The organism is Parahaliea maris (assembly GCF_008064665.1).
GTDB classification, from domain to species: domain Bacteria; phylum Pseudomonadota; class Gammaproteobacteria; order Pseudomonadales; family Halieaceae; genus Parahaliea; species Parahaliea maris.
Genome location: NZ_VRZA01000001.1, coordinates 989,007 through 1,014,169 on the forward strand (window position 1 = coordinate 989,007; position 25,163 = coordinate 1,014,169).

Below are 25,163 nucleotides of genomic sequence, written 5' to 3' on the forward strand. Positions count from 1 at the left end.
CCTCAGAAAGTCAGAATCACGTTCAGTAACAGGGAGTAAGGATCCTCATCCCCGTACAGATCTTTAAAGCCATCGCCCCCCAGCAACTGGGCGTAGGACAGTCGAGCCACCACGTTCTGGCTCATGAACGGCCGCCAGATCAGCGCGGCGGAGAGATCGAGACCAATCTCCTCGTCCACGTTGGACTGTTGGCGTGCCACCTCCAGCACTTCGGTCTCGGCGAAGGCCAGGTAATTGGCATTGAACGACAGGCGCAACTCCGGCAGCAGGTCCAGGTCGACACCGCCACCCGCCAGCCACAGGCCCGGGTTGGTGAAGTTGGACAGGCCGTGCTCCTTGGAGGAGCGCAGGTCTGGCAGGACCGCGTTGCGCTGGGACAGGGCCACCCGGCCACCACCGATCAGCGGTACGCCCTGGCGAATCCAGTAGCTGGTGTCGGCGCCGGCAAACTGCGGGTTCTCAAAGATGGCGGCGTAGCCCTGGCTCTTGTCATCGAAGGGGTCGTCGTCGCCGCTGGCGAAGAGGAAGGAGCCGCGCAGGCGAATCCAGTCCAGGTCGAGGCCCGGCTCGGCGGCGAAGAAGAAGGCTTCGATATCCGAGTCTTCCCCGGTGAACACCCCGCCGTCTTCCTCGCCGAAAGCGGCGTAGGCAGACACGGTGAGGTTCAGGCGGCCGAAGTGTCCGTCGCCGTTGTAGCCGATATAGTAGACGTCGTAGTCACGCATCCGCTCCTGGCCGAGGGAGGCCGGGCGCTGGATAAAGTCGTTGGTGTCGTAGAAGAAATCATCTTCGCGGCTGCGGTTGTAGGCCACCGTGGCCTGGGAGAAGAAGCCCAGCTTGGGCATGTCCTGCCAGTACACATTGGCGATGAACACGTCGTTATCGCGCAGGTCCTCGCTGACGTCATTGAGGCCGGAGTTGGTGTCTTTCTCCAGCAGGCGGAACCAGGCCAGGTTGTACTGGAAGCGGTTGTTGTGCCGGATGCCGAACAGGCGCGCACCGAACTGCGAATCCTGGAACAGGAAGCCGCGGAAATCGCTGGAGAAGGGCTGGATGCCTACCCGCAGGCTGTCGAAGTCATAGCGGTCGCCTACGTTGCGCAGGTGCTTGTCAACAAAGGCCGCCTGGATACCCACGTGGTTGTCGTGGCGGTCGACCCCGTCGCCCGGATCGGCGTTGACCCCGGTGATCTCTTCCAGTTCGGTGTAGTTGTAGTTGAACACCGGGGTAAAACGGAACTCCCAATCCGGGGGCCGGAATACGGTGTCACCCTGGTAGTACACCAGTTCCACCGCCAGGTTCTCGTTGAACAGGGCCTGTTCGGTGCTCCCCAGTACATCCAGTTCGCCGGAGCGGTCGGTAGACTGCACACCCACCGGCGTCGGTACCTCGCGGAATTCGACCACTGTGTCGGAAATGGCGGTCACGTTGAAGAACCAGTCGCCGTGGATGGGCTTGTCGCCCTTGATCACATTCTGGTTATACGGGTCCCACTTGTTGTTCGGGTAGCCCAGTGAGTCGACGATCCGCCAGCGGTCGGGGATCGGCACCAGGGCGACGTAATCCTCCGCGGTGGGCCGGGGTATGTCGGAGTAGCGGCGCGGCACCACGTCGCGCTGGATGGCAACGGGCCGCTCCCGCAGCACCTCGCCGGTTTCTTCATCGACCACGATTTCGCGGTACTCACAATCGCGGTTGGAGCCCCCGGCACGGCGCCGGGTACTGCGCCCGCGATCACGGGCGTCCTTGTCGTCGCAGACCACCAGGGCCGCTTCTTCCTCGGTTTGCGCCTGGGCCGTAGTGGTGAGGACCAGGCTGGAACTGGCGGCGAGCACCACCGGCGGCAACCAGCGCCACAGGGTAGTGGCGGAGGATGAGCGGGTTCGGTTCACGCGATTGGCATCCATGGCATCACTTCCCTGAACACACTTGCTGTTCATCGCTGTCGATATAAGGCGTCTGCGGGCACTGGATGTAGCGCAGACGGTCACCGCGGGGCGTCAGGCGATCGGCCCGCATCTCTTTCGGTGCGTTATTGATGGCGCCGCCCAGGGCCTGCCCCGCCTCGTGCAAGCCGAGGAAGGAAATCATGTCGTCCTGGTCGATACCGTCGCCGGATACGCCAATGCCGCCCACCAGGGTGTCACCGCGGTAGATCGGCACGCTGCCCGGGAAAATCTGGGTGCCGTTGGCGATGCGGGGCACGGCGGATTGGGCGCAGTTGGGCCCAACGTCAGTAGGCGCAGCCCCCACGGCAAACAACACGTGACCGAGAATATTGTTGAGCGACAGGTCGAGCTGCATCCCGGTGGAAAACACGCTCCACTCATTGTTGGCGAAGGACTTGCTCAGGGGGCCATTCGGGTTACCGCGGATACCGTCCGGGTAAAAGGGCCGCGACAGGTTGCCACCGGCACGGTCAGAGAAGGCGGTACCGTCAGTCAGCGCCTGCGGGCCGACGAAGGTCTGTACGGCATCCACATAGTCCGGGATAAAGACCTGGGCCTTGAGCTCGAGATTTTCATCCACGTAATTCGTCGGTGTCGTAATGCCGCGGAAGAATTCCGCTGCGTCGGGCGAGGAGAAAATCGCCGCTGTCCGCGCCTTCTGCAGGGACACATCGGCGCCGAATACCGGCGCGTCGCGGGTGCGGAGCATGCCGAGTATCTGGCCCTGGCTATCCACGATGGACACGGTGACCCGGGCCTGGCTACCTACCGGTCGCCGGATCTGGGCACGGGCGCGGTTGGCCACGGTAATGGCGGATGTCAGTAACTGGCGCACTTCCGCAGCGGTCAGAGACGCGTCGCCGATCTGGGTGGCGTCGGTTCCCGCGCGTGGCGGATAACGGTTGTTGTTGTTCTGGTCGACGAAGACGAAGGCATCGAGGCCATCGAACCCGGCCGCGGGCCGGATGCCGGAACCCGGCCGGCCGAAGGCGGTACCGGCAATGACCTGGTTGCGGCTGTAACCGCGCACCGCCACCAGGCTGCCCGCGCCGGTGAGAGTGTCGTAGTCGGGGGCCTGCTCCGGGTCCTCCGGCAGGTCGCCAAAGCCGACGTCACTGAAGCGGAAGGTCTTGCCCTCGACCGTGATGCGGTCGGCGCGGCGGTCCACCGGGCCGGCGTAGCCGAAGGTCGCGGCAAAGGCGATCTGCTCGTCGAGGTCGCGATCCACATCGAGAATGTTCTTGTCGATGCTGTACTGGCCGTCAGCGATCACGCCAACGCCGCCAACGTTGGTCCCGTTTTTGTACAGGGGGAAGCCACCGGGATCCGCCGACAGCCCCAGCGGTGAACGCTGCGGGCCAACCGTGGCGGTGATCGGCAGGTTGGCGGGAGGGTTGGTCACCTGTGGGCCAGTGGCGGCCAGGGTGAAATCGGAACAGGCCAACTGGCTGAACTGCACCCCGAACAGCGGGCCGGAGGGCTGGTTCTCCTCGCCCGGGTTGAAGTGTTCCTGCACAATCTGGTTGGCGGTGCGGGAGGAGAAGGCATTGCCCTCACTGGACAGGTAGGCCCCGGTGATGGCCTTGGTGATGGCCGCCAGGGCGTCACCGTCCAGGCCCGCCGGCAGCACCACACCTTCCAGCCCGGTGCTGATGGTCGTCGGGAAGGTCGTACTGATGGTAATGGCCGGCGCCTCCGCCGCCATCCGGTGCACGGCGAGGACATTACCCACCCTGTCCACCACCGCGATGGTGGCTTCGGCGCCCTGGGCCCGGGCCTGGGCGATGCCCTGGGCCAGCACCCGCTTGACGTCGCTCACCGTCAGCCAGTTTTCGTCCCCGGCACACTGGCCGGTACAGGGCGTGTTGTCCTCGTCGGTATCCACCGAGGCACCCGCGCCACTGCCGCTGCTGCTCCCACCACCACAGGCCGTCAGCACCAGTGCCGCACCAAGTATCAGAATCCGCCAACTCATGGATCTACTCTCCCTGCTGTTCCAGCTTGGCATGTGGCGAGCTCCGCGCCTGTAGCGAGAGGCTGCCATCGCGCTGGTGGAAGGCGTGGCAGCCCACGCAACCCACCGCGGTCAGACCCTTGTCCTCAGCGTGACAGGAGAGGCAATTGTCCTCACCGGGAATCAGAATATCGCGAGCATCGTCTGAAGCACTGGCTGCGTGACAGGCCTCGCAGACTTCTGTCGTCTCATCCCAAGCTAAGCTCAGGTGACTGGTATGGTCAAACACGCCCTTCGGATACCAGTCAGCGGTTATCCGGATGGGCTGCACATACCAGCGGTCAAAAATATCCGCCGCGCCAGTGTCCATCACTTCGTGGCAGGTGATACAGCCAGTCTGCTCGAACTGGTACTCGGCCTCTTTGAGCGCTTCGGCGCGGCCGCAATCCAGGCCCGTGCCCTCACAGCTGGCGGCGGCATAGCGCTTGCCGGGCACCCGACGGGGTTTCTGGCCGGCGCGTTCGGCGCGCAGGTCCGGGTCGGTAAACTCGCGGATAAAGTGCGCTTCCATCGCCGTGATGGCCGCGCGCAGGTCGCCGTGGGGCAACTCCAGTTCAGGGTCGAAAACGTCAAAGCTCAGACCGTGGCAACTGCGGCAATGCGCATCCATGGAGATTTCTTCGAAGTGCTCGCCATCGTCCTTGGGTACGTGGCAGGAGGCGCAGACCAGTGCCTCGCCGCTGGCCTCATCCTGTACTTTCTCGACGTCGAGGTGCACCGCATGGGTGAACTTCAGGTTGGAGCGCTCCTGCAGGTCCGGCTGATCGGCGCGCACCCGCTCCAGTTTCCAGCCGTGGGCGCCACCGGGGCCCTGGGGCGTCAGCAGGCCGAGGCGGAACTCCGGGTGGGCGGCGGTCGTAAAGGCGCTCACCGCCTCCATGCCCTCTGCTCCCGGCCAGTCGGCGGGCGTGGCGTGACAATCCACACACAGGCCGTTATCCAGGCGCACCAGCTGCTCGGGCTCGTTGTGTTCACGGTGACAGGTAGCGCAGCGCTCGCCGGCGAACGCCTCAGCCGGGTGCAGGGCGATGTCCACGTGTTCGGTCATCCCGCGGTGACACTCCAGGCAGGCGGCATCCTCCACCATCACGAAAGGTGTGGTATGACAGGCCTGGCAATCCTCCGACACCCCGCTGGTATCGTGGGCCGCCACCAGCGGGCCACTGGACCAGAGGCCGTCATCCGGCAGAGGAGAGCTGCGCAGGGCCTGGGCCACGTCGGGCTGGAAGACACCCGCAAGAGGCAGGATCAGGAAGATGGCGAGCACCACCAGCGCCAGCGCCCAGCTGAGACGCCGACTGCTGAACGCCAGTTCCATGGCACCGCCAAAACTGGCCTTCACCGGCCCGGTGCGACGCACCAGCAGACCGAGCTCGAAACCGGAGGGGGCCTCGAACAGGCTCAGCTCGTAACCGCCAACCGAAAGGGTTTCCCCGGGCGGCAGGGTCCCTTTGCGCTGGGTTTTATCACCCAGCTGGAACTCCATACCCTTGGCAACCACCTGGACCCCACCTTTGGAAGGCTTGAGCTGGAGGCTACCCGCCAGACCCGGCAGGAGCACCATGGCGTCGCTGCTGCCGAGAGTCAGTTCATTGCCCTGGTACTCGTTTTCCAGGGCTTCGCCGCTGCCGCGGCCGGTTTGTCGTCTAACCAGGAAATACACGGCCGCTACCAGTAAATGAAGACGGAGAAGATGTGGATCGACAGCGCTACCAGCAGCGCTATCGTCAACGGGATATGCACAAACAGCCAGACCTTGAGCAGACCTTTCAGGCGAACATCCTGCCGCAGAAGGTGAAGAATGACCCGCCGGCGGCCGAACAGGGCCAGCAGTTCATTAAGCACCTCCGCCTGCGACTGCTTGCGGGCATCCGGGATACGCTCCGACAGGGCGTTGACGATAATGCCCTGCTCCGCATTGCTCACCGCCTTGCTCTGGCCCGGCAACACAATCCGCGATCCGTCCCTGGCCGTCAGTTGCTGCCAGGTGGAGCCACCGAGCTGGGTCAGGTCCAGAGCGCTCAACGCCATGGCCTGGAGTTCGGCATCACAACTCTCCACCGTGTCGCGGATGTTGCTGTCGAGGTCCGCCAGTTCCTCCAGCCAGGCGTCGCGATCCTTGCCGGCATTGTTGGTGGCCAGATGGCCGGGCAGGTGGATGTAGACATAGAGCCCGTAGAAACCCGAAAAAATCACCAGGCACATCAGCGCATACGCCAGGGTGTGCACGTTCCAGCCCACCTGGGCTGCGCTGTGCAGGGTGCCGATGAGCAACAGCACCGCGCCGAGGTAAACGTGGGCGGAGGTCCAGCCCTGTACCGTGCCCGCCGCGGAGCTGTAGCGTCGCTTGCGCACGCCGAGCACACTGAGCCACACAATCAGCAGGGCTCCCACAGTGCCCAGTACGTAACCCTGCCAGGTGCCGCCGTTGGGCGGCTGGGCGGCATTGCCCCCCTGACTGAGGTAGAGGCCGATGCCGATGACACCCAGCAACAGGGCCCACTTGCCATAGCGAAAATTACGCCACGCCAGTAACGAGGTGTGCATCAGTGCCCCTCCACCAGCTCACTGAATTGTTCGGGAGACACCCGGACCGCGGCGCCGGTGGGGCAGGCGCGAACGCAGGCCGGTCCTCCGGGGCGGCCCATACAGGCATCGCATTTCACCGCTTTCTTGCCGGCGTCCTTGGCGGCCGCACTGGGGGTAAAGCTCTCCGGCTCCCCAGGGCCCGGACCGCGGCCCAGCAGCAACCACGACAGCAGGCCGGGTTTCTTCGGCGCTGCATAGCTCAGCTTGATCGCATCGTAGGGGCAGTTGGTCTCGCAGTTGCCGCAGCCGATACAGCTGTCACTGATGAACACCTCGCCATTGGCGGATCGGCGAATGGCGTCCGGCGGGCAGTCCTTCATGCAGTGCGGTAATTCGCAGTGGCGGCAGGAAATGGGCACGTGCAGCCCCGCCAGCGAGGCGCCGGATTCCCGGTCCAGGCGGGAGATGCCGTTGTGGGTCTCGGCACAGGCGCGCTCGCAGTTGTCGCAGCCCACGCACAGTGTCTCGTCGATCACCAGGGCGTTGGTGGCCTCGCCGAGCCCCTGCCCCATCAGGAAACCGATCGCTCCAGCGGCCTGTGGCTGAGACGCCATGCTGTTGGATTTGCGCAGCACCTCGCTGAGCCGCCCCTGCAGGGTGGCGACATGTTCCGGCTGGCTCCCCACCAGTGCCAGAAATTCCGCCTGGCGGATCACAATGGTCTCTGTGCGCACCGCGGCGGTGGCGGTGTCGCGGCGCCTGGGCGCTCCCATCAAGGCCATCTGGCCGGCCAGTTCCCCCGAGTGATTCTGGTTGACCACCAGGTTGGCACCGCCGCGAGTCAGCATCACGGTGCCGCTGCGGATCAGGTGCAGGCAGTCTCCCTCCTCACCCTCGGTAAACAGCACCTCGCCAGCCTTGTACTGGCGGGTTTCGACCTGCCCGGCAATGTTGCCCAGCTCCTCCAGGGTCAGCTGGGGCCGGAACGCCGCCTGCAGCGCCCGCATGACAAAGATCCGGTCGATCCCGCTGCTGACCTCCTTGTTGGAGTTCATCAGCTTGACCATGATCCGGCGCGGGGTCTCGATGAGGATGGCGTCCTCGGAGACCACCGCGTCGCCCTGCCGGGGGCGACCGGAAATCAGGCTCATCTCGCCGAAGAACTGGCCCGGCTTGATGGTGTGCCAGGGGCCGTCCTTTTCCAGCTGCAATTGCACCTCACCCTCAACGAGGGTGTAGAAAGTGGTGCTGAATTCGCCGTTGCGGTACAGCGGTTCTCCCGCGGCGACAAATGCGGTGGAACGCTCGCCGCCCTGGGGCGCCCTGGCCAGTTCCGCCGGCGGCAGGCTGACAATAATGCGACTCTCGATAATCAGCTCGCGGAAGGCCAGCGGATTCATGTGCCGGAACATCGGCACCCGCTGCTGGTAGAGGTCCAGCACGTCTTCCGCGTCCATCACGTAGGGCAGGCCGGAGAACTGGTCCTGCAGCAGCGGGTAATCCGCGGGCTTGGTGTCCTTGCCGTTGATGAACTCCACCACGTCGTAGCCCTGGTTCATCGCCTGTTTGATCAGCGGGTAGCCACCCAGGGCGCCGATAATATAGAGGCCGGGCACGTTGCTCTGGTAGTGGCGGTCGACGTCGGGCACCGCCTCCGGGTTATCGCTGGTAATGACGATACCGCAGGATTCGACAAACTTGCGCGGCGGGATGGTACCGAGCCGGGCGATGATGCGGTGGCATTCGATACGCTCTTCACCCGAGGGCGTACTCAGCACAATCGCGCCCTTGGCCCCGGGAGCGGAGGGTAGTTCGAGCCCCGCCACATTGGCCTCGTAGACACAGTAGAAGGGGCGATTCTTGTCGTTGATGGCCGCCAGCACGGCGTTCAAGTTGCCGTCCTTGGCCCGGCTGAATTCATTGCGCCGGTTGATGATGAAGACCTTGTTGTAATCCGACAGGGCGATGGCGTTCTCGATGGCCGCGTCACCGGCACCGACCACCACGATGGTCTCCTCTTTGAAGTCTTCCGGGTCGTCGAGGGTGTAGCGGACAAAATCCGACTCGGCATCCCCCGGGACACCCAGCGTGCGGGGGTTACCCTGGGTGCCAATGGAGAACACGATGTGCTCTGCCTCGACCGCGTCGCCGGAGCCCAGTTTCAGGTTGAAGCCGCCCTTTTCGCCGTCGATCGCGACTACTTCGCTGTCGTAGCGAATGTTGATTCCCGCTGCCAGGGCTTCGTCCCAGACCCCGAGAATCTCCTCGCGCTTGCCGGCGGTAAAGCCCACTTCACTGCGCAGATTCAGGAAGCCAGGCTCGTCCATGACGTGCTTGCCTTTCTGGTATTTCTGGATGGTCTTGGCGAAGGTGTTGAAACCTTCGAGCAGAATATAGGTGGGCTCTGCAGCACCGGACTCCGCATCATAATGCGCAGCGCGGCCAGCAGCGGACAGGCCAGCAGGCCCAGCACCAACTATGGCTATATGATACCGCTTGGACACGGCTCTTCCCCGGCAGCTATTTGCGTTGTTACGGGTGGCATCCTGCCTCCCTTGATCAAGTCCCTTGCCCCGCGACGACTACGCTTTCATCGAGCGCGGGCCCAATTCTTTATGCTTTCTATGCTGTGTATGCTCTGCTGCGTATGACAAGCTTGCTGCTTGCCACAGCATACTGCATATCACAGCGTACTGCTCACTGCTTCTTTCTTACCAGCTTTCGCGCTGGTTATTATCGCGGCGGCGCCTGGCGCCTGCCGCTCCCTACCTCAGGCCCTGCCGCGCGACGGGACGTCGCGGCAGCGGCCGGCCAGCCCTCAGGACTGGCGTGCTACAAAGAAAAAGTCTCCCACTTCATCACCGGCCCGTTTGATGGCCTTGAACTCGGGCGCCAGTTCAGGCTGGCGGTCCTCCAGCTTCTCTATCATGTCCAGGTACAGGGCCGGCGCGGTCAGTACCGAATCGTTGCTTTCCAGCACCTCGATAAAGGCGTCGGCAAACACCGAATTGCGTGCATCGTTGCTGGCGGGCAACGGGCAATCCTTGCCGGAGGTCATCAGCAGGCGCGCCTTGTTGGGGAAGCGCAGGCTGACATAGGCCTCACTGTTGAGCTGGGCCGCGCTGCTGGCAAGCAGGAAGGCCGGATTATCAGCCAGCAGGCCTGCAAAGGATGAGTCCGCCACGACCATGATACGTTTGGCCGGCAGCCGCGCCAGGTGCGAACTGATCTGGGACGTTGGCACCCAGTAAGTATCGTCCGGTGGCGGCTCGGAGTTGACGGGCAGCCAGTAGCCCACTTCATAGTTACCACTCTCTCGCCGGTTACCCCATCCAGTGTAGTAGATAAGCAGGTTGTCTTCCGGGGTCAATTCGCTGTTCATGTGATTGAGGGCGCGCAACAGGGAGGCGTCGTCGCCGTTGGTCACCACTTTCACCTGGAAACCGTAACGCTGCTTGAGCACCTGGCTGACCCGCTGGGCGTCGGATACCGAGGTGGACAGCTTGTCGAGGTAAGTGTAGTCGCCGTTGCCGATCACCAGCGCATAGTAACGGCCAAAATTCTTGCCCTGCATGTTCACCGGCTCGGGCGTGGCGAGATTTTCCCGCACCGCGGGGGCCTGGGCACCGACCTGAGAACTGGCCGCAGTGGAGGTAGCAGCGACGGCACCGGACACAGACCGGGTGGGACTGCTCTGGGCCTTCTCGAGTTCGCGCTCGAGGCGGGCCTGTTCCTCGGCTGCCGCCACGGCGGCGGCTGTCGCGGAGGCCGTGACCGCGGCGACCGCGGCCTCCTGCTTCTCGGTGTACATCTCGGCCTGGGCAATCAAGGCCTTCTGTGCGTCCGACTTGTAGACCAGGGCGTCATCGCTGATGCCCCAGGCGGCGCGGTACCAGTTGAGCGCCGCCTGTTTGTCCCGGGGCACACCCTGGCCGGTTTCGTAGAGGGTACCCAGGTTGAACTGGGCGCCCTTGTGGCCCTGCTCGGCGGCACGCTTGTACCAGAGGGCGGCGACTTCGTAGTTGGGCTCGGTCCCGAGGCCCTGCTCGAAGATTTCGCCCACCGTATTCTGGGCCTCGGCGTCACCCTCCTCGGCGGCGGGCAACCAGACCTTGAGGGCTGTCTTGTAGTTGGAGCGGTCGTAGGCGACATACTCACCGCCGCGGATACGGCAGTCCTGGGCCGTGGTCTGTACCGGCCGCCGGGGGGTCATATAGGTCGTATTACCCAGCTGGCGCACCTGGCCAGGCAGGAGGCAATCGACGATGTAGAGGTCCTTGACCTCGGCGCCTTCGGGAATGTCGGGAATGCTGGCGGACTGCTGCCCGGCACAGGCTGACAGCAGGGCAGACAGACAGGCAGACACTGCCAGCGCTTTGGCGCGGCGTGGCTTTTGGCGCCCTGTCGCTTGCGGCCCGCGTCCTGCGGATTGTGACAGGTATGTTGTGGCTATAATTCCCTGCATGCACTTCGTCCGAACATTCCATTTCCTGACTACAGAAAGTAGTCCAAGTCACGTGGCACGACAACTGCTGAAACCGTTATTCATCACACTTCCGGTGATTTTTCTCGTCGCCTGCGGGCACCTGCCGTCCCCGGCGCAACTGGCTGATCGCTACCAGCTACAGGCCAGCTGGGTCGCAGGGGCGGAATTTGACCTGCTCAGCCTCGCCCGAGCGGGCTGGACCGAGGGACCGCGCCTGCATGTCTACCTGGAGGGCGACGGACGCCCCTGGCTGCGCGACCGCGCGGCGCCGGACCCGACCGGGCGGCACCTGCTGGCCCTGGAACTGCTGCAGCGCGACCCCGCACCAGCGCTTTACCTGGCCCGCCCCTGCTACCACCAGGATTCTATGCCTGCCAACTGTACTCCCACCCTGTGGACCTCCGGCCGCTACTCGGAAACCGTGATCAACAGCATGGCCGACGCCCTGGCCAAACAGCTGGACGCCAACCCCTCGATCAGGGAAATCGTGCTTATCGGTTACAGCGGCGGCGGCAACCTCGCCGTTTTGCTGGCCCCCCGTCTGGCAGGCAGTGTCCCGGTATCGGTGGTCACCATTGCCGCCAACCTGGATACGGTAGCGTGGAGCGCACACCATCGGGTACTGCCCCTGCAGGATTCCCTCAACCCGGCGGAACAACAGGCCAGTGGCTTGCAGGAGATGCACTTCCAGGGAGCGGAAGACACCGTGGTCCCACCTGCTACCAGTGCCGCCTATTTCCAGCGCCACCCGCAGGCGAGATCGGTCACTGTGGAAGCCTTCGACCACCGCTGCTGCTGGGCGCAGCAGTGGCCGCAGTTGCTGCAGCAGGCGCTGCAAGGCGCCAGCTGAGCTTACTCGCCCGAGGCGAGTTCCTGCTCCAGCTGCTGGCGCAAGGTCGCCAGCGTCTCGTGGTTGGCCAGGTATTCGTTGGTGTCGTAGGCCTGCAACATACTCAGCAGGTACTCGCGCTGGCGAACCGAAGTCAGGGTTGGCTCCAGCGCCACCAGATGGCCGATCAGTTCGTCCAGGCCCTCCTCCGCATCGGCATTGCGCGGGTGCAGGTCATAGGCTTCAAGGAAGTAACGGGAAGCGCCATCCCAGTCTCCGATGGCCGCAGACTTGTGGCCCAGGTCCAGGTCCTTGAGGAACTGCGCCTGCACACTGACCGGCAACTCGTCGAAGGGTACCGCCGGCCCCTCGCCCTGGCTGGCTTTCCAGGCCAGCCCCGCGGAGGTGAGCGCGAGCACCACCACCATCGCCAGCAACACCCGGTTGCGGCGACTGGTGCCGGAAAACTCCCGCAGGAAGACATCCGCCGAAGGCGTGCGTTTGTCGCGCGGCAGCTTGATGGCGTTGGCGATAGCGTGCCACTCGTGGCGTTTTATCTTCTTGATCGGCTGGGCAGTCAGGCCCTGCTGGAAGGCCTCCAGCGCCGTGGCTCCGCCGTAGGGGTGCACGCCGGCAAACAGCTGGTAGGCCACCAGGCCCAGGGCGTAGACGTCATCCGCCGGGTGGGGCGGCTGGCCCTGCAGCATTTCCAGTGATGCATAGCGTGGCGTGAGTGCGCCGAGCTCACCGGCGTCGAAGCTGTCCTTGTGGATCTCGGTATCCACGATCCGGGCGATACCGAAGTCCAGTACCTTGACCCGGCCGTCGATGGTGACGAACACGTTGTCGGGCTTGAAGTCCGAGTGCACCATGCCCTGGCGGCGGGCATAGGCAAGGCCCGCGGCCATCTCGGTGATCAGCTTGGCGACGCTGGGCTTCTTGCCCTCTTCAAACTGCAGCGAGGTCCAGCCCGAGAGGGGCGCACCCTGGAGGTACTCCATGGTCATGTAGACCTGGTCGCCGTCGCGGTCGAAGTCGTACACGGTGACCACGTTGGGGTGAGCCAGCTGCTGGGACTTCTTGGCCTCCCGCTGCAGGCTGATCAGGGCCTTGGGGTGGCGGCTGAATTCTGCCGACAGGAACTTGATCGCGACGTAGGGTTCGTCGTCCTGGGCTTCCTGCTTGCGCAGGTCGAGGGCCTTGTAGACATGCCCCATGCCGCCCTTGCCCAGACGCGCCTCCAGCACGAAGCGATCCTTGATGATCATCTGGTCGTGGGGATCGGTAGCGACCTCCGCCGCGGCACCGGCATCCACCACGGTGGCGTCGTCGTCCAGCAGCACCGTTGCCGCCTCGGCGGCGGCCTGCTCGGCGGCGCTGAGCAGTTCGGTGGCGGGCAGGTCGGTCTCTACCTCGGGGTTGGCATTGCGGTCCGGCCGGGCGTAGACCGTCGGCGCAATCGCCGCCTCCTCGCGCTCCTGCTCGGCGGCCTCGTCTTCCAACAGGACCGTTTTGTCCACGTCGAGGGAGGCGATGTTTTTCTTGTCAGGATGGTCAGACATAGGCACTTGTATAGGTGAATGGCCAGTGGATGTATAGACAAAATCTACTAAAAGGGCGATTACCGCAAGTGCACCGCGCCCCGACCCATCGGCAGCCCTAGTCGATGGCGGCCAGCGCTTCCTCGAGCCGGGTTACCGCGATCACTTCCACCCCCTTGAGGGCGCCCCGCGGCGCGTTGCCCTTGGGCACAATGGCGCGGCGGAATCCGTGCTTGGCCGCCTCCGCCAGGCGCTCCTGGCCGCTGGGGACCGGGCGGATCTCACCGGACAGGCCCACCTCCCCGAAGATCACCATGTCCCGCGGCAGCTGGCGGTCGCGGTAACTGGAGACAATGGCCAGCAGCAGGGCCAGATCGGCGCTGGTCTCCAGCACCTTGACCCCGCCCACCACGTTGGCGAACACGTCCTGGTCTCCCACCTGCAGCCCGCCGTGCCGGTGCAGTACCGCCAGCAGCATGGCCAGGCGATTCTGCTCCAGGCCCACGGCGACCCGCCGGGGGTTACCGAGCTGGCTGTCGTCGACCAGGGCCTGGATTTCCACCAGCAGGGGGCGGGTACCCTCCCACACCACCATCACCGCACTGCCCGAGGCGGGCTCGGTGCTGCGGTCGAGGAAAATGGCGGAGGGATTTTTAACCTCGCGCATGCCCTGCTCGGTCATGGCGAACACCCCGAGCTCGTTGACCGCACCAAAGCGGTTCTTCTGCCCGCGCAGGGTGCGGAAGCGGGAGTCCTGGCTGCCCTCCAGCAGGATGGAGCAGTCGATCATGTGTTCCAGCACCTTGGGCCCCGCCAGGGAGCCGTCCTTGGTGACATGCCCCACCAGGAACAACACCGTACCGGTCTGCTTGGCGAAGCGGGTGAGGTAAGCCGCACACTCGCGCACCTGGGACACGCTGCCGGGAGCGGAGCTGATCCCCTCCGAATGCACTACCTGGATGGAGTCCACCACCAGCACCTTGGGCTGGTATTTTTCCGCCGCGGCGAGAATGGCCTCGACGCTGGTTTCGGACATCAGCCGCAGGCTGTCAGTGGGCAGCCCGAGACGGCGGGCGCGCATGGCCACCTGCTGCAGGGATTCCTCACCGGTGATATAGAGCGCCTCCATGCCGGTGGCGAGGTGGCACATGGTCTGCAGCAGCAGGGTGCTCTTGCCGGCCCCGGGGTTGCCCCCCACCAGGATGGCCGAACCCGGCACCAGCCCGCCGCCGAGCACCCGGTCGAATTCCTCGGCGCCGCTGCTGAACCGGGGCAGCTCCTCCAGGTCGATGTCCGCCAGCACCCGGGCTTCCGCCAGGGCACCGGCAAACCCGGCCCGGCGGTCGTTGGCGGCGCGCGCGCTCCCGCCGGGGCGGGCGGGGCCCAGGCGCACTTCGCTGAGGGTGTTCCAGGCCCCGCAGTCGCTGCACTGGCCCTGCCACTTGGCGTAGTCCGAGCCGCAATCGTTACAGACGTAGGCGGTTTTGTTCTTGGCCATGGGCGGGGACGTTTCCTTGCACTGATTTTATCGCGGACCGGTTGTGGGCTTGCCGGCAAGCTCGGTATGCTACCAGACTTTCCCGGTGGTCCCGGCAACCCCCGGCGACCACCGCCTGCTGATTGCAAATACCTGTCGCCTGAAGGCACAGGTTGCGGCGCGACAGCGTACAATAACCACCCGATTCCTGCCGCGAGCGCCCTGGCGCCGCGACCACAAGCGAGCCACCATGTCCGATTCCTCCCTCGTCCCCGAACAGCAGCTGGTGTTTTCCCCCGGCCTGGCGGCGACCATCGGGCTGGAAGAGGCCATCCTGCTGCAACAACTGCACGCCCTGTTCCAGCACCGCCAGCCCAGCCACCGGGAGGGTTACGCCTGGCTGGAGGTGGAGCGCGGCTACCTGATGCGGCTGTTGCCCTTCTGGGAGCCCCCCCAGCTGCATCGCATCCTGCGCAGCCTGGTGGACAAGGGGGTGCTGCTGGTCGGCTCACCCCCCATACACTCCGCCGAGCGGTTGCTGTTCGCCCTTAACGAACCAACCCGCAGCGCGGCCCAACCGGGCGCCAACCGGACTGAGGCCGCTGGGCCTGGACCAGCGTTCGGTGGCGCAACCACGACCGCGCCCGGAACCCCGCAGCGGCGCAGTGCCGCCACCCTGTCGGAAAACTGGGCGCCCAGCGAGGACCTGCTGCAACTGCTGGCCCTGAACCACAACATACCCCGGCAGTTCGCTATCGACCAACTGGAGGATTTCATCTTCTACTGGCGCGAGCGCGGTGAGAGCCACCACGCCTGGGAGAACAAATTCCGCCAGCACGTGACCGGCGCCTGGCGCCGTCACCAGCAGCACCAGGCCGAGGCCGCCCGCGCGCCTGACAACCGCCCCCTCGACCGGGACTGGCGCCCCAGCGAGGACGCCCTGGAGATCATGACTCGCGGCGGGGTGGACCCGGACTTCATCGAGGAAGCCATCCCCGAGTTCATTCTCTACTGGCGGGAGCGCGGGGAGCCGCCGAAGGAACTGAACACCAAGTTCATCCAGCACATCCGCCTGCAGTGGGCCCGCTACAACAACGTGGCCCAGGGCGGCGAGCCCACCCCCATCCGCAGCGACTGGCAGCCGGACCGGGACGTCTACGACATCCTGCGCCTGTCACACATCGACGAGCAGTTCGCCCGCTCGCTGATACCGGAATTCATCGTCTACTGGCGCGACAGCGGCCAGGCCCACACCTCCTGGAACAGCAAGTTCCTGCAACATGTAAAATACCACTGGGCCAGACAGCACCAGATGCAACAGGCGGGACACAGCCATGACCGACAACAGCCGGGACCTCATTCAACAGGTCGCACAAGGGATCGCAGCCTCGCGGACGACCTCAGCGACACCTCCTGGGCCAACTGAGGCCGAGCGCCCGCCGGCCGCGGCGGAGCAGGTGGAGGCCATTAACCAGGTCTTCGCGCTGTTCCGCCTGAACTACCACAACCAGTACTACGCGGCCTTCCCGGACGCGGAACAGCTGAAGCAGATCAAGAAGCTATGGCTGGACTCCCTGCGCGACTACCCGGTGGAACAGATCCTGCGCGGCGCCCGCCACGCGATCGAGCACAGTGAATACTTACCCACTCTCAACAGGATGCACGAGTGCTGTCAGGCGGGTCTCGCCGAATTCGGCCTGCCCTCGACCCGCGACGCTTACCGGGAGGCCTGCAATGCGCCCTCCCCGAAGGCGGCCCAGCGCTGGTCACATCCGGCGGTCTACCTGGCGGGGCGGGACAGTGAGTGGTTTTTCCTGGCCAACAATACGGAGCAGAAAGCACTGCCGGTATTTGAGCGGCATTACCGGGAGTACTGTGCGCGGGTGATGCGGGGGGAGCAGCTGACGATTCCGCCGGAGCAGGCGCTGGAGCATCATGAGGCGGCTCCCCTTCCTGTGGAGGAGCAGTTGGCGCAGTTGAAGAAGTTGCGGGAGGAGACGGGGATTTAGCTGTTTTCTGGCTCTAGATGGCCTGAATCGCGAGTTCCGCCGCGGAGATCATCCGGTAGCGTTTTTCCGGACACGCTGCAAGTACATCCATGTACGCTTCTAATCGGCATCCATGCCTCATAGAGTCCGGAAAAACGCTACCGGACGCTCACCGCTCTTTCGGTACTACGTAAGTTAATTCGGTCACGTCTGCATCACTGCGTCACACGCCCGCACGAATAAAGCCCTTGCACGGAAACCGCCCTGGCTTTTATTACGAATTGTGCAATTCGGGATTCCGCAAAGGAATGCGTTCGACATGACGAGTATCAAAGTGCGCAATCAAGCAGTGGCTGTCTGGGTGAGCCTGGACGGACTCTGTGAGACATGGATGTCGAGCAGAAGCGTACATGGATGTACTTGCAGCGTGTCCGGGAAGGCTCACCCAGACAGCCACTGCGAAAAGGGTGGCACCACCCGAGAACGAAGCGAATCTGGAACAAGCCGCCCTACTCGTACCCGTCGTAAGACCCCCGCGCCAGATTCTCAAAGCGCGTAAACTGCCCCACAAACGCCAGCCGGCACGTCCCGATGGGCCCGTTCCGCTGCTTGCCGATGATAATTTCGGCGACGCCCTTGTCCGGCGAGTCCTCGTTGTAGACCTCGTCCCGGTAGATGAACATGATCACGTCCGCATCCTGCTCGATCGCGCCCGATTCCCGCAGATCTGAGTTCACCGGGCGCTTGTTGGGGCGCTGCTCCAGTGAGCGGTTGAGCTGTGACAGGGCCACCATCGGGCAGGTGAACTCCTTGGCGATGGCCTTCAGGTTACGGGAGATCTCCGAGATCTCCGCCGTCCGCCCCTCAGAAGAGCCTGCCACCTGCATCAGCTGCAGGTAGTCCACCATCACCATGCCGATCTCACCGTGTTCGCGGGCGATACGGCGCACCCGGCTGCGCATTTCCGTGGGAGTCAGGGCCGGGGTATCGTCGATGAACAGGGGGGCGTCCTTGAGCTTGGCCACGGCGGCGCTGAGCTTGGGCCAGTCTTCCTGTTCCAGCTTGCCGTTACGGATGCGGGTCTGGTCGATCTTGCCGATGGACGACAGCATACGAATCACCAGCTGCTCCGCGGGCATCTCCATGGAGAACACCAGGATGGGCTTTTTCTGGCCCAGCACGGCGTTCTCTACCAGGTTCATGGCAAAACTGGTTTTACCCATGGAGGGGCGGCCGGCGACGATGACCAGGTCGGAGGGCTGCAGACCGGAGGTCATGCCGTCGAGGTCGGTGAAGCCGCTGGACAGGCCGGTGATGTCACCGCCGGAGGTAAACAGCTCCTCGATGCGCTCGATGGCTGCCTGCAACAGCGGGTTGACGTCCCGCGGACCACCGGCCTTGGGGCCGTGCTCGGAAATCTGCATGATGAGGCGTTCGGCCTCATCGAGGAGTTCGTCGGAACTGCGCCCCTCGGGATTGAAACCGCTCTCGGCGATTTCCTGGGCGGCGTCGATCAGCTTGCGCAGGGCGGCCCGTTCGCGCACCACCTTGGCGTAGGCCCGGATATTGGAGGCACTGGGAGTGCTGCTGGCCAATTCGGCCAGGTAGGCCACGCCACCCGCCGCTTCCAGCTCGCCGGCGGCGGTGAGCTTGTCGGCCACGGTGATCACATCCACCGGCTCCACCGCTTCGGCGAGGGAGGCGATATGGCGGAAAATCAGCCGGTGATCGGGGCGGTAGAAATCGGAGGCGGTAACCGCCTCGGCCACGGAATCCCAGACATCGCCCGCCAGCAGAAGCCCGCCCAGTACCGACTGCTCTGCCTCAATGGAGTGGGGCTGCATCTTGATCCGGGCGACCTCGCGGTCACCGCGGTCGTAATCCATCGGCGGGGGCGCTTCGACGAGGTCAGTGGGCAGGTCGACGGGATAGTCGGGTTCGTTCATGGTCGCGACGGTTCGGGTGGCCGGCTGCACAGAGTAAACAATTCAGCCCGCTGAATGAAGCGACAAGCGAACCTGTGCACCTTACAAAAACGACTACACCGGCTCGAAGCCGGTGTAGAGGGAGCCACCGGCCCGCCCGCGGATATCACGGGGCAGTCCGGCAAATCAGGGGCGTAGCTTACTCGGCTACAACCGCGATGGTGACGGTCGCGGTAACGTCGCCGTGAACCTGGATGTCCACTTCGAACTCGCCCAGCTCACGCAGGGCGCCTTCGGGCAGGCGAACTTCAGATTTGTCGACCTCAGCGCCAGCAGCAGTCAGGGCCTCGGCGATGTCGCGGGTACCGATGGAACCGAACAGTTTGCCTTCTTCACCGGCGTTGGCGCCAATGGACACGCCTTCCAGTGCACTCAGGGCCTCGGCGCGTTTCTCGGCAGCAGCTAGGGCTTCTGCGGCAGCGGCTTCGAGATCAGCGCGACGCGCTTCGAACTCGGCAATGTTGGCTTCGGTGGCCGGAACCGCTTTGCCCTGGGGTACCAGGAAGTTGCGGCCGTAGCCTGCTTTGACGTCAACCTTGTCGCCCAGGCCACCCAGGTTAACGATGTTTTCCAGCAAAATGACTTCCATCTTACTTTCCTCTGTCTACGGGGAGCGAGCTCCCGCGGTTATCAAATTCGTCTGTTTCGTTCTGCACTCATTAAGAGTGCCGGCCGTCGTGTTGCTCAGTCCTGGCTATCGCCATTGGACTTCGCCACCCAGCGCTGGCGAAAGCGCAGCCAGCTGTCGGCAATTGCCGCGGCCACAACGGCCAGCTTCACCGGGTCCAGGAACAGCCACAGCAGGTAAAACACTATGAGCCATCCACTGCCCTGCCCGCGCCACGCCACCCGGGCGTGAACCAGCGCGAGGCCGGCGAAGTTGAGCGGGATCAAGCAGATCACCGCCCAGGTTCTGTATTCCACCCCGAGGCTGGCCAGGGCCAGGGCCGCGAGGGTCAGTGCCAGCGTTACCGCGGGCGGGTAGTACAGGGCCCGGAACTCGGTAGCGAAACCACCCGGGTTGTACAGCACTGCCTGCCACCAGCGCGCCAGCAGCAAACAGGCAATGGACAGCAGGCTGGTCGCCGCGCCCATCATGCCGGCGATCTGCGCGGCGGTCGGCCTTACCAGTTCAACCGCCGCCTGCTGGTCCTGCGTGGCCAACTGCTGCTCCAGGGTGGTGAGGAACTGGTCAAAGAACCCCACCATCTGGGCCAGCAGGTCCTGACCGAAAGCGATCAGGCCGAGGCCGGTCACCGCCCCCAGGGGGACAGCGGCGAGTACCGTCACCGGCAGACTCACCGTGGTGCGCAGCACCAGTGCCAGTACCGCGGTGGATACCAGCAGGGCCAGTGGGCCGCTGTCGCCAAAGACGAACATCAACGTACCCGCCGGCAGCAGGGCCCACAGCAACAGCCAGGCACCCTGTCCTGCGCCCTTGCGCAGGGTGACCAGCGCGACAACCGCGGCGCTGATCCAGCAAAGCATCAGGCTTCCGGCGCTGGCCACTGCTACCAGCAGCGCCTGGAAGCGTCCGCGCATGACGAATTCGGCGAGGGCTTTCACTGCAAGCCCGTCCGAAGGCCCATTGAGGGGCTCAGTACGGCGCGGAAGATAAGCTACTGCTTACTGGTGTGAGTCCGTGTAGGGCAGCAGGGCCAGGAAGCGCGCACGCTTCACAGCGGTAGCCAGCTGACGCTGGTACTTGGCCTTGGTGCCAGTGATGCGGCTCGGTACGATCTTGCCGGTTTCGGAAATGTAGGCCTTCAGGGTGTCGAGATCCTTGTAATCGATCTCTTTAACGCCTTCGGCGGTGAAGCGGCAAAACTTACGGCGACGGAAAAAACGTGCCATGGTAAATACTCCTTTCTAAGCTCGGTCGTTACAGAAGAAGATGAGGGCACTGCCTTACTCGGCTGCGGCTTCCTCGGTCTTCTCCTCGGCGGATGATTCCTCGCGGGCCTTGTCGGCCGCCTGGCGTTCTTCGTAGCGGGTCTTGCGCTCGCGACTTTCTTTCTCGGCCTTCATGATGAAGGACTCGTCAGTCACGGCTTCGTCGCGACGAATGACCAGGTTACGGATCACGGCGTCGTTGTAACGGAAGGTGGTGGTGAGCTCTTCCATGGCGTCATTGGACGCTTCCACGTTCATCAGCACGTAGTGTGCTTTGTGGATTTTGTTGATGGGGTAAGCCAGCTGGCGGCGGCCCCAGTCTTCCAGGCGGTGTACGCTGCCACCGTCTTTCTGGATGGTGTTGGAGTAGCGCTCGATCATGCCGGGCACTTGTTCGGACTGGTCCGGGTGGACCATAAACACGATTTCGTAATGACGCATTATTTGCTCCTTACGGGTTAATGCCACCCGTCAATCCCGAAGGAAGCGGTGTGGCAAGGAGATCGGCGGGTCAGACCCACCGGGTAAAATTCGAGGCGCGGATTCTACTGGCTTTATTTGGTGGGTGCAACACCTTTCAGGCCATCAGTGTCCGGGGATGCCGATCGGTCCTGGATGAGCACTCCGTAGGACGGTCCGGCGACGGCAGGCGGCCTCCGAGACACGCCGTGAACCCGTCCGTGGGGGCTCGACAACGGCATCCATGCCGTTGACGGTCTCTCTGGCCGCCTCCCGTCACCGCACCTGATACGGGGCGAGCTTCCTGGAGCGAACCCTCATACCTTTCAGCTGGATATTGCCCCTATCCGATACCGGGCGCGACGGGGCGAGTAGCGACTCAACTTTCAGCCCAGCCGCTGCCTTCTCGCCTCAAACAGACAGATACCGGTCGCCACCGACACATTCAGGCTGCTCACGGAGCCTGCCATGGGCAGGTGCACCAGGTGATCGCAGGCTTCACGGGTCAGGCGGCGCATACCCTCCCCTTCGGCGCCCATGATCAGGGCGATGGGCCCCTTGAGGTCGGCTTCATAGAGGGACTGGTCTGCCTCGCCGGCAGCGCCGTAGAGCCAGACGCCGCGTTCTTTCAGGGCTTCGAGGGTGCGGGCGATATTGGTGACCCGCACGAAGGGCACGACTTCCGCGGCGCCGCAGGCGACTTTGCGGGCGGTGGGGCTGAGGTCGGCGGATTTGTCCTTGGGCACGACGACGGCGTCGACGCCGGCGGCGTCGGCGCTGCGCAGGCAGGCGCCGAGGTTGTGGGGGTCGGTGACGCCGTCGAGGACGAGGATGAAGGCCGGGGTGTCGGCTTCGTCGACGTGGCGCAGGAGGTCGGCCTCCTGCCACAGGTTGGCGTCCTCTCCCGCAGCGGGCAGGGCCTCGGCGACGACGCCCTGGTGGCGGCCGGAGACGAGCTCGTCGAGGGCTTTGCGCGGGACGCGCTGGATGTTGACGCCCTGGTTGCGGGCCAGCTCGAGGAGCGCTTTGACGCGCTTGTCTTCCCGGCCCTGCTGCACCAGCAGGCGCTGGACGCTGCCGGCGCGGCGGCGCAGGAGGGCGTCGACGGCGTGAATGCCATATATATGTTGCATGATGTTGTTCTGGCTCTAACTAGTGGTGCCGGCGCAGGCCGGTTTTGCTCTTGCGGCCGCCCTGGTTTTTACTCTTGTTCTGGCGCTTGCCGGGGGCCTTACCCTGCCGGCCGCCATTCGCACCATCGCCACCCTTGCGTTTGCCCGAGGCCTTGCGCACCGGCTTGGGTTTGGGCGCCTTGTTCTTCGGCGGCTTGTTGTCGATGAGTTCGAGGTCGATTTTCTTGTCGTCGAGGTCGACCCGGGCCACCCGCACCTCCACCCGGCTGCCGAGTTTGTACACCCGGCCACTGCGCTCACCCACCAGGCGCTGCTTGGCGTTGTCGTACTGGTAGTAGTCCCCGGGCAGGGCGGTCACGTGGACCAGGCCCTCGATGTAGAGGTCATCCAGCTCGACGAACAGGCCGAAACTGGTGACGGCGGCCACTGCGCCCTCGAAGGTATCGCCCACGTGCTCCTGCAGGTACTCGCACTTGAGCCAGGCCTGGACGTCACGGGTGGCGTCATCGGCGCGGCGCTCGGTCATGGAGATGTGCTCGCCATGCACTGCCATGATGTGCTCGTCGTAGGGGAAGATCTTTTTCGCGGGGATGGGCTCGGCCCCTTTCACCCGTTCTACCAACTTGGTTTTGACCTTGGAGCGCACGATGTGACGGATGCCCCGGTGCACCAGCAGGTCAGCGTAGCGGCGAATGGGCGAGGTAAAGTGGGTGTAAGCCGGGTAGTGCAGGCCGAAGTGACCCTCGTTCTCCGGCTGGTAAACCGCCTGGCTCAGGGAGCGCAGCATCATGGTCTGGATGACGTTGGCGTCGTCCCGTTCTGCCACCTGACTCAGCAAGTCCTGGTAGTGCTCCGGGGTGGGCTTGTCGCCCCCGCGCAGTTCCAGGCCCAACTCGCCCAGGAAAGCACGCAGGTTCTCCAGCTTTTCCGCCGTCGGCCCCTGGTGCACCCGGTACAGCATGGGCAGGTCGGACTCCTCGAAAAAGCGCGCGGCCGCGACGTTGGCGCACAGCATGCACTCCTCGATCAACTTGTGAGCGTCGTTGCGCTGAACCGGCACGATGGCGTCGATCTTGCGCTGCTCGTCGAAGATGATCCGGGTCTCAACCGTTTCAAAGTCGATGGCGCCGCGCTCGTCGCGGGCCGCCCGCAGCACCTTATACAGGCTGTGCAGACGCAGCAGGTCGGGCACCACCTTGCCGTCCACATCCGGGTGCCAGCCCTCCTCCAGTACTTCGCCCACCTGGTTATAGGTGAGGCGGGCATGGGAGTGGATCACCGCCTCAAAGAAGCGGAAGCGCTTGAGGTTGCCGGAGCGGCTGAGCTCCATCTCGCAGACCATGGCCAGCCGGTCCACCCGGGGTTTCAGGGAGCACAGGCCGTTGGACAGGGCCTCGGGCAACATGGGCACGACCCTCTCGGGGAAGTAGACGGAGTTGCCGCGATTGGCGGCCTCCTCGTCCAGGGCCATCCCCGGGCGCACGTAGTGGGACACATCGGCAATGGCCACCCACAGGCGCCAGCCGCCGATCCGCTTCTCGCAGTAGACCGCGTCGTCGAAATCTTTGGCGTCCTCGCCATCGATAGTGACAAAGGCTTTTTTGCGCAGGTCGACACGGAGCTGCTTGTCGGCCTCCAGGGGCTCCGCCTCCAGCGAACCGGCCTCCCGCAACACGGCGTCAGGCCATTCATAGGGAATGCCGTGGGAGCGGATGGCGATATCGATTTCCAGGCCGGGGTCCATGTGGTCCCCCAGCACCTCGACAATGGTGCCCTTGGCATTGAGCTTGCGGGTCGGGTAGTCGGTGATGCGGGCGGTGACGATCTGCCCGGACTTCGCACCGCCCTTCTCCGCCGGCGGAATCAGGATGTGGTTCTGGATACGGGCGTTGTCGGGAATCACGCTGCCGATGCCGCTCTCCTCCTGGTAGCGGCCGACGATGGTCCGGTTGCCCCGGTCCAGCACTTCCACCACCTTGCCCTCAGCGCGGCCGCGGTTGTCGGTACCGGTAATGAGCACCAGCACCTCGTCGCCATCAAACACAAACTGCATCTGGCGGGCGCTGAGGTAGATGTCGTCTTCGTCACCGAGGGGCATGGCGAAGCCGTAGCCGTCCCGGTGCCCCTGCACCCGGCAGTGAATCAGGTGCAGCTTGTCGATCGGGGCGTAGGCGCCGCGGCGGTTGATCATCAACTGGCCGTCGCGCTCCATGGCGCGCAGGCGCTTGCGCAGGGCGTCCAGGTCGCGTTCATCGTGCAGACCCAGGCGGTCGCCGAGCTGTTCGCGGTTCAGTGGCTGGTCTACGTCGGAGAGAAGCTGGAGGATGACTTCGCGGCTGGGAATGGGGTTTTCGTATTGCCGGGCCTCGCGCTCGGCATGGGGGTCGGCAATCTTGCCTTTTTTGGCCATAGAAAAGGGGCCTTCCTTGTTGAATTTCCGTTTCGTGAATTTTTTGCTGCGAACAGTATACGCGAGTATTGACAGCCGCGCGCGGGAAAAGTAAAGTGCGCGCCCTCAGGTGATGAGCAGTGTACATCACCTTTTGCCCAGGTGGTGAAATTGGTAGACACGCTAGCTTCAGGTGCTAGTGCTCGCAAGGGCGTGGAGGTTCAAGTCCTCTCCTGGGCACCAATTCAATGAAGGCCAGTCGATTGACTGGCCTTTTTTGTTTCGCCAGGTCGGACTCCCGGCCGCGCAGCACAGCTGCACGGCACGAACCCACACTCAAAGCTGCGCTTTGAAGGCGTGTGGAACCGCCCTCTCCTGGGCACCAATTCAATGAAGGCCAGTCATTCGACTGGCCAGACTGCTGACAAAGTACCTTCAAAAGCCCTGGTCGTAAGACCGGGGCTTTTGTTTAATGGGGCTGTAATAACGAT

General features: G+C 64.1%; 18 protein-coding genes and 1 tRNA gene. 4 read left to right on the forward strand and 15 right to left on the reverse strand.

What is annotated here, in order from left to right; all coding sequences use genetic code 11:
• Nucleotides 1-2 precede the first annotated feature (2 nt).
• From FV139_RS04460 to FV139_RS04485, 6 genes are all read right to left on the reverse strand, one after another.
• On the reverse strand, nucleotides 3-1,907 hold the full coding sequence (locus tag FV139_RS04460) for a hypothetical protein (protein WP_148066989.1): 1,905 nt from the start codon (nucleotides 1,905-1,907) through the stop codon (nucleotides 3-5).
• 4 nt (nucleotides 1,908-1,911) lie between these two features.
• Nucleotides 1,912-3,924, reverse strand: a complete 2,013-nt coding sequence (locus tag FV139_RS04465; protein ID WP_148066990.1) for a heme-binding protein — start codon at nucleotides 3,922-3,924, stop codon at nucleotides 1,912-1,914.
• 4 nt (nucleotides 3,925-3,928) lie between these two features.
• Nucleotides 3,929-5,626, reverse strand: coding sequence for a cytochrome c3 family protein (locus FV139_RS04470; protein WP_148066991.1), 1,698 nt, complete (start codon nucleotides 5,624-5,626; stop codon nucleotides 3,929-3,931).
• Between the two features lie 5 nt (nucleotides 5,627-5,631).
• Nucleotides 5,632-6,510, reverse strand: a complete 879-nt coding sequence (locus FV139_RS04475) for a hypothetical protein (protein ID WP_148066992.1) — start codon at nucleotides 6,508-6,510, stop codon at nucleotides 5,632-5,634.
• Nucleotides 6,510-8,996 (reverse strand): cyclic nucleotide-binding domain-containing protein, encoded by a 2,487-nt coding sequence (locus FV139_RS04480; protein ID WP_148066993.1) that lies wholly within the window; start codon nucleotides 8,994-8,996, stop codon nucleotides 6,510-6,512. Before FV139_RS04480 ends, FV139_RS04475 begins: the two co-directional genes overlap by 1 nt.
• A gap of 314 nt (nucleotides 8,997-9,310) precedes the next feature.
• Nucleotides 9,311-10,858 carry a caspase family protein gene (locus FV139_RS04485; protein WP_213004016.1) on the reverse strand — a complete coding sequence of 516 codons (1,548 nt, stop codon included), beginning with the start codon at nucleotides 10,856-10,858 and terminating at the stop codon, nucleotides 9,311-9,313.
• Nucleotides 10,859-11,009: 151 nt separating this feature from the next.
• On the opposite strand from FV139_RS04485, the gene FV139_RS21015 reads away from it, so the two are divergent.
• Nucleotides 11,010-11,828, forward strand: a complete 819-nt coding sequence (locus FV139_RS21015; protein WP_187276390.1) for an alpha/beta fold hydrolase — start codon at nucleotides 11,010-11,012, stop codon at nucleotides 11,826-11,828.
• Between the two features lie 2 nt (nucleotides 11,829-11,830).
• Here FV139_RS21015 and FV139_RS04495 read toward each other — a convergent pair whose 3' ends face one another.
• Together FV139_RS04495 and radA are read right to left on the reverse strand one after the other, a co-directional pair.
• A complete protein-coding gene (locus tag FV139_RS04495; RefSeq protein ID WP_148066996.1) occupies nucleotides 11,831-13,369 on the reverse strand; it encodes a serine/threonine-protein kinase in 1,539 nt (512 codons plus the stop codon).
• A 97-nt stretch (nucleotides 13,370-13,466) separates the two neighbouring features.
• Nucleotides 13,467-14,846 carry a DNA repair protein RadA gene (gene radA / locus FV139_RS04500; protein ID WP_148066997.1) on the reverse strand — a complete coding sequence of 460 codons (1,380 nt, stop codon included), beginning with the start codon at nucleotides 14,844-14,846 and terminating at the stop codon, nucleotides 13,467-13,469.
• Between the two features lie 229 nt (nucleotides 14,847-15,075).
• On the opposite strand from radA, the gene FV139_RS04505 reads away from it, so the two are divergent.
• Nucleotides 15,076-16,251 (forward strand): DnaT-like ssDNA-binding domain-containing protein, encoded by a 1,176-nt coding sequence (locus tag FV139_RS04505; protein WP_148066998.1) that lies wholly within the window; start codon nucleotides 15,076-15,078, stop codon nucleotides 16,249-16,251.
• 31 nt (nucleotides 16,252-16,282) lie between these two features.
• The gene (locus FV139_RS21020; RefSeq protein ID WP_235898522.1) at nucleotides 16,283-16,834 is read left to right on the forward strand and encodes a replication protein P; all 552 of its coding nucleotides are present in this window, start codon (nucleotides 16,283-16,285) and stop codon (nucleotides 16,832-16,834) included.
• Between the two features lie 488 nt (nucleotides 16,835-17,322).
• On the opposite strand, the gene dnaB is transcribed toward FV139_RS21020, so the two are convergent.
• From dnaB to rnr, 7 genes are all read right to left on the reverse strand, one after another.
• Nucleotides 17,323-18,759 carry a replicative DNA helicase gene (dnaB, locus tag FV139_RS04515; RefSeq protein WP_456238452.1) on the reverse strand — a complete coding sequence of 479 codons (1,437 nt, stop codon included), beginning with the start codon at nucleotides 18,757-18,759 and terminating at the stop codon, nucleotides 17,323-17,325.
• A 178-nt stretch (nucleotides 18,760-18,937) separates the two neighbouring features.
• Nucleotides 18,938-19,387 (reverse strand): 50S ribosomal protein L9, encoded by a 450-nt coding sequence (rplI, locus tag FV139_RS04520; protein ID WP_148066999.1) that lies wholly within the window; start codon nucleotides 19,385-19,387, stop codon nucleotides 18,938-18,940.
• Between the two features lie 95 nt (nucleotides 19,388-19,482).
• Entirely contained in the window at nucleotides 19,483-20,364 is an 882-nt protein-coding gene (locus FV139_RS04525) for a hypothetical protein (protein ID WP_148067000.1), read from the reverse strand.
• A gap of 60 nt (nucleotides 20,365-20,424) precedes the next feature.
• Nucleotides 20,425-20,652, reverse strand: coding sequence for a 30S ribosomal protein S18 (rpsR, locus tag FV139_RS04530; RefSeq protein WP_148067001.1), 228 nt, complete (start codon nucleotides 20,650-20,652; stop codon nucleotides 20,425-20,427).
• 54 nt (nucleotides 20,653-20,706) lie between these two features.
• The gene (gene rpsF, locus FV139_RS04535; protein ID WP_148067002.1) at nucleotides 20,707-21,132 is read right to left on the reverse strand and encodes a 30S ribosomal protein S6; all 426 of its coding nucleotides are present in this window, start codon (nucleotides 21,130-21,132) and stop codon (nucleotides 20,707-20,709) included.
• A gap of 404 nt (nucleotides 21,133-21,536) precedes the next feature.
• The gene (gene rlmB, locus FV139_RS04540) at nucleotides 21,537-22,283 is read right to left on the reverse strand and encodes a 23S rRNA (guanosine(2251)-2'-O)-methyltransferase RlmB (RefSeq protein ID WP_148067003.1); all 747 of its coding nucleotides are present in this window, start codon (nucleotides 22,281-22,283) and stop codon (nucleotides 21,537-21,539) included.
• A gap of 19 nt (nucleotides 22,284-22,302) precedes the next feature.
• A complete protein-coding gene (gene rnr, locus FV139_RS04545) occupies nucleotides 22,303-24,693 on the reverse strand; it encodes a ribonuclease R (protein ID WP_148067004.1) in 2,391 nt (796 codons plus the stop codon).
• 135 nt (nucleotides 24,694-24,828) lie between these two features.
• Here rnr and FV139_RS04550 point away from each other — a divergent pair.
• Nucleotides 24,829-24,915: transfer RNA gene (locus FV139_RS04550), tRNA-Leu, on the forward strand.
• The last annotated feature ends 248 nt before the right edge of the window (nucleotides 24,916-25,163 follow it).

Excerpts from the sequence above, each read along its gene's own strand:
- FV139_RS04460 (WP_148066989.1), bottom strand. The coding sequence starts at position 1,907 with ATGGATGCCAATCGCGTGAACCGAACCCGCTCATCCTCCGCCACTACC.
- rpsF (WP_148067002.1), bottom strand. The coding sequence starts at position 21,132 with ATGCGTCATTACGAAATCGTGTTTATGGTCCACCCGGACCAGTCCGAA.
- rpsR (WP_148067001.1), bottom strand. The coding sequence starts at position 20,652 with ATGGCACGTTTTTTCCGTCGCCGTAAGTTTTGCCGCTTCACCGCCGAA.
- FV139_RS04465 (WP_148066990.1), bottom strand. The coding sequence starts at position 3,924 with ATGAGTTGGCGGATTCTGATACTTGGTGCGGCACTGGTGCTGACGGCC.
- radA (WP_148066997.1), bottom strand. The coding sequence starts at position 14,846 with ATGGCCAAGAACAAAACCGCCTACGTCTGTAACGATTGCGGCTCGGAC.
- FV139_RS04495 (WP_148066996.1), bottom strand. The coding sequence starts at position 13,369 with ATGTCTGACCATCCTGACAAGAAAAACATCGCCTCCCTCGACGTGGAC.
- FV139_RS04505 (WP_148066998.1), top strand. The coding sequence starts at position 15,076 with ATGTCCGATTCCTCCCTCGTCCCCGAACAGCAGCTGGTGTTTTCCCCC.
- rnr (WP_148067004.1), bottom strand. The coding sequence starts at position 24,693 with ATGGCCAAAAAAGGCAAGATTGCCGACCCCCATGCCGAGCGCGAGGCC.
- dnaB (WP_456238452.1), bottom strand. The coding sequence starts at position 18,759 with ATGAACGAACCCGACTATCCCGTCGACCTGCCCACTGACCTCGTCGAA.
- rplI (WP_148066999.1), bottom strand. The coding sequence starts at position 19,387 with ATGGAAGTCATTTTGCTGGAAAACATCGTTAACCTGGGTGGCCTGGGC.
- rlmB (WP_148067003.1), bottom strand. The coding sequence starts at position 22,283 with ATGCAACATATATATGGCATTCACGCCGTCGACGCCCTCCTGCGCCGC.
- FV139_RS04475 (WP_148066992.1), bottom strand. The coding sequence starts at position 6,510 with ATGCACACCTCGTTACTGGCGTGGCGTAATTTTCGCTATGGCAAGTGG.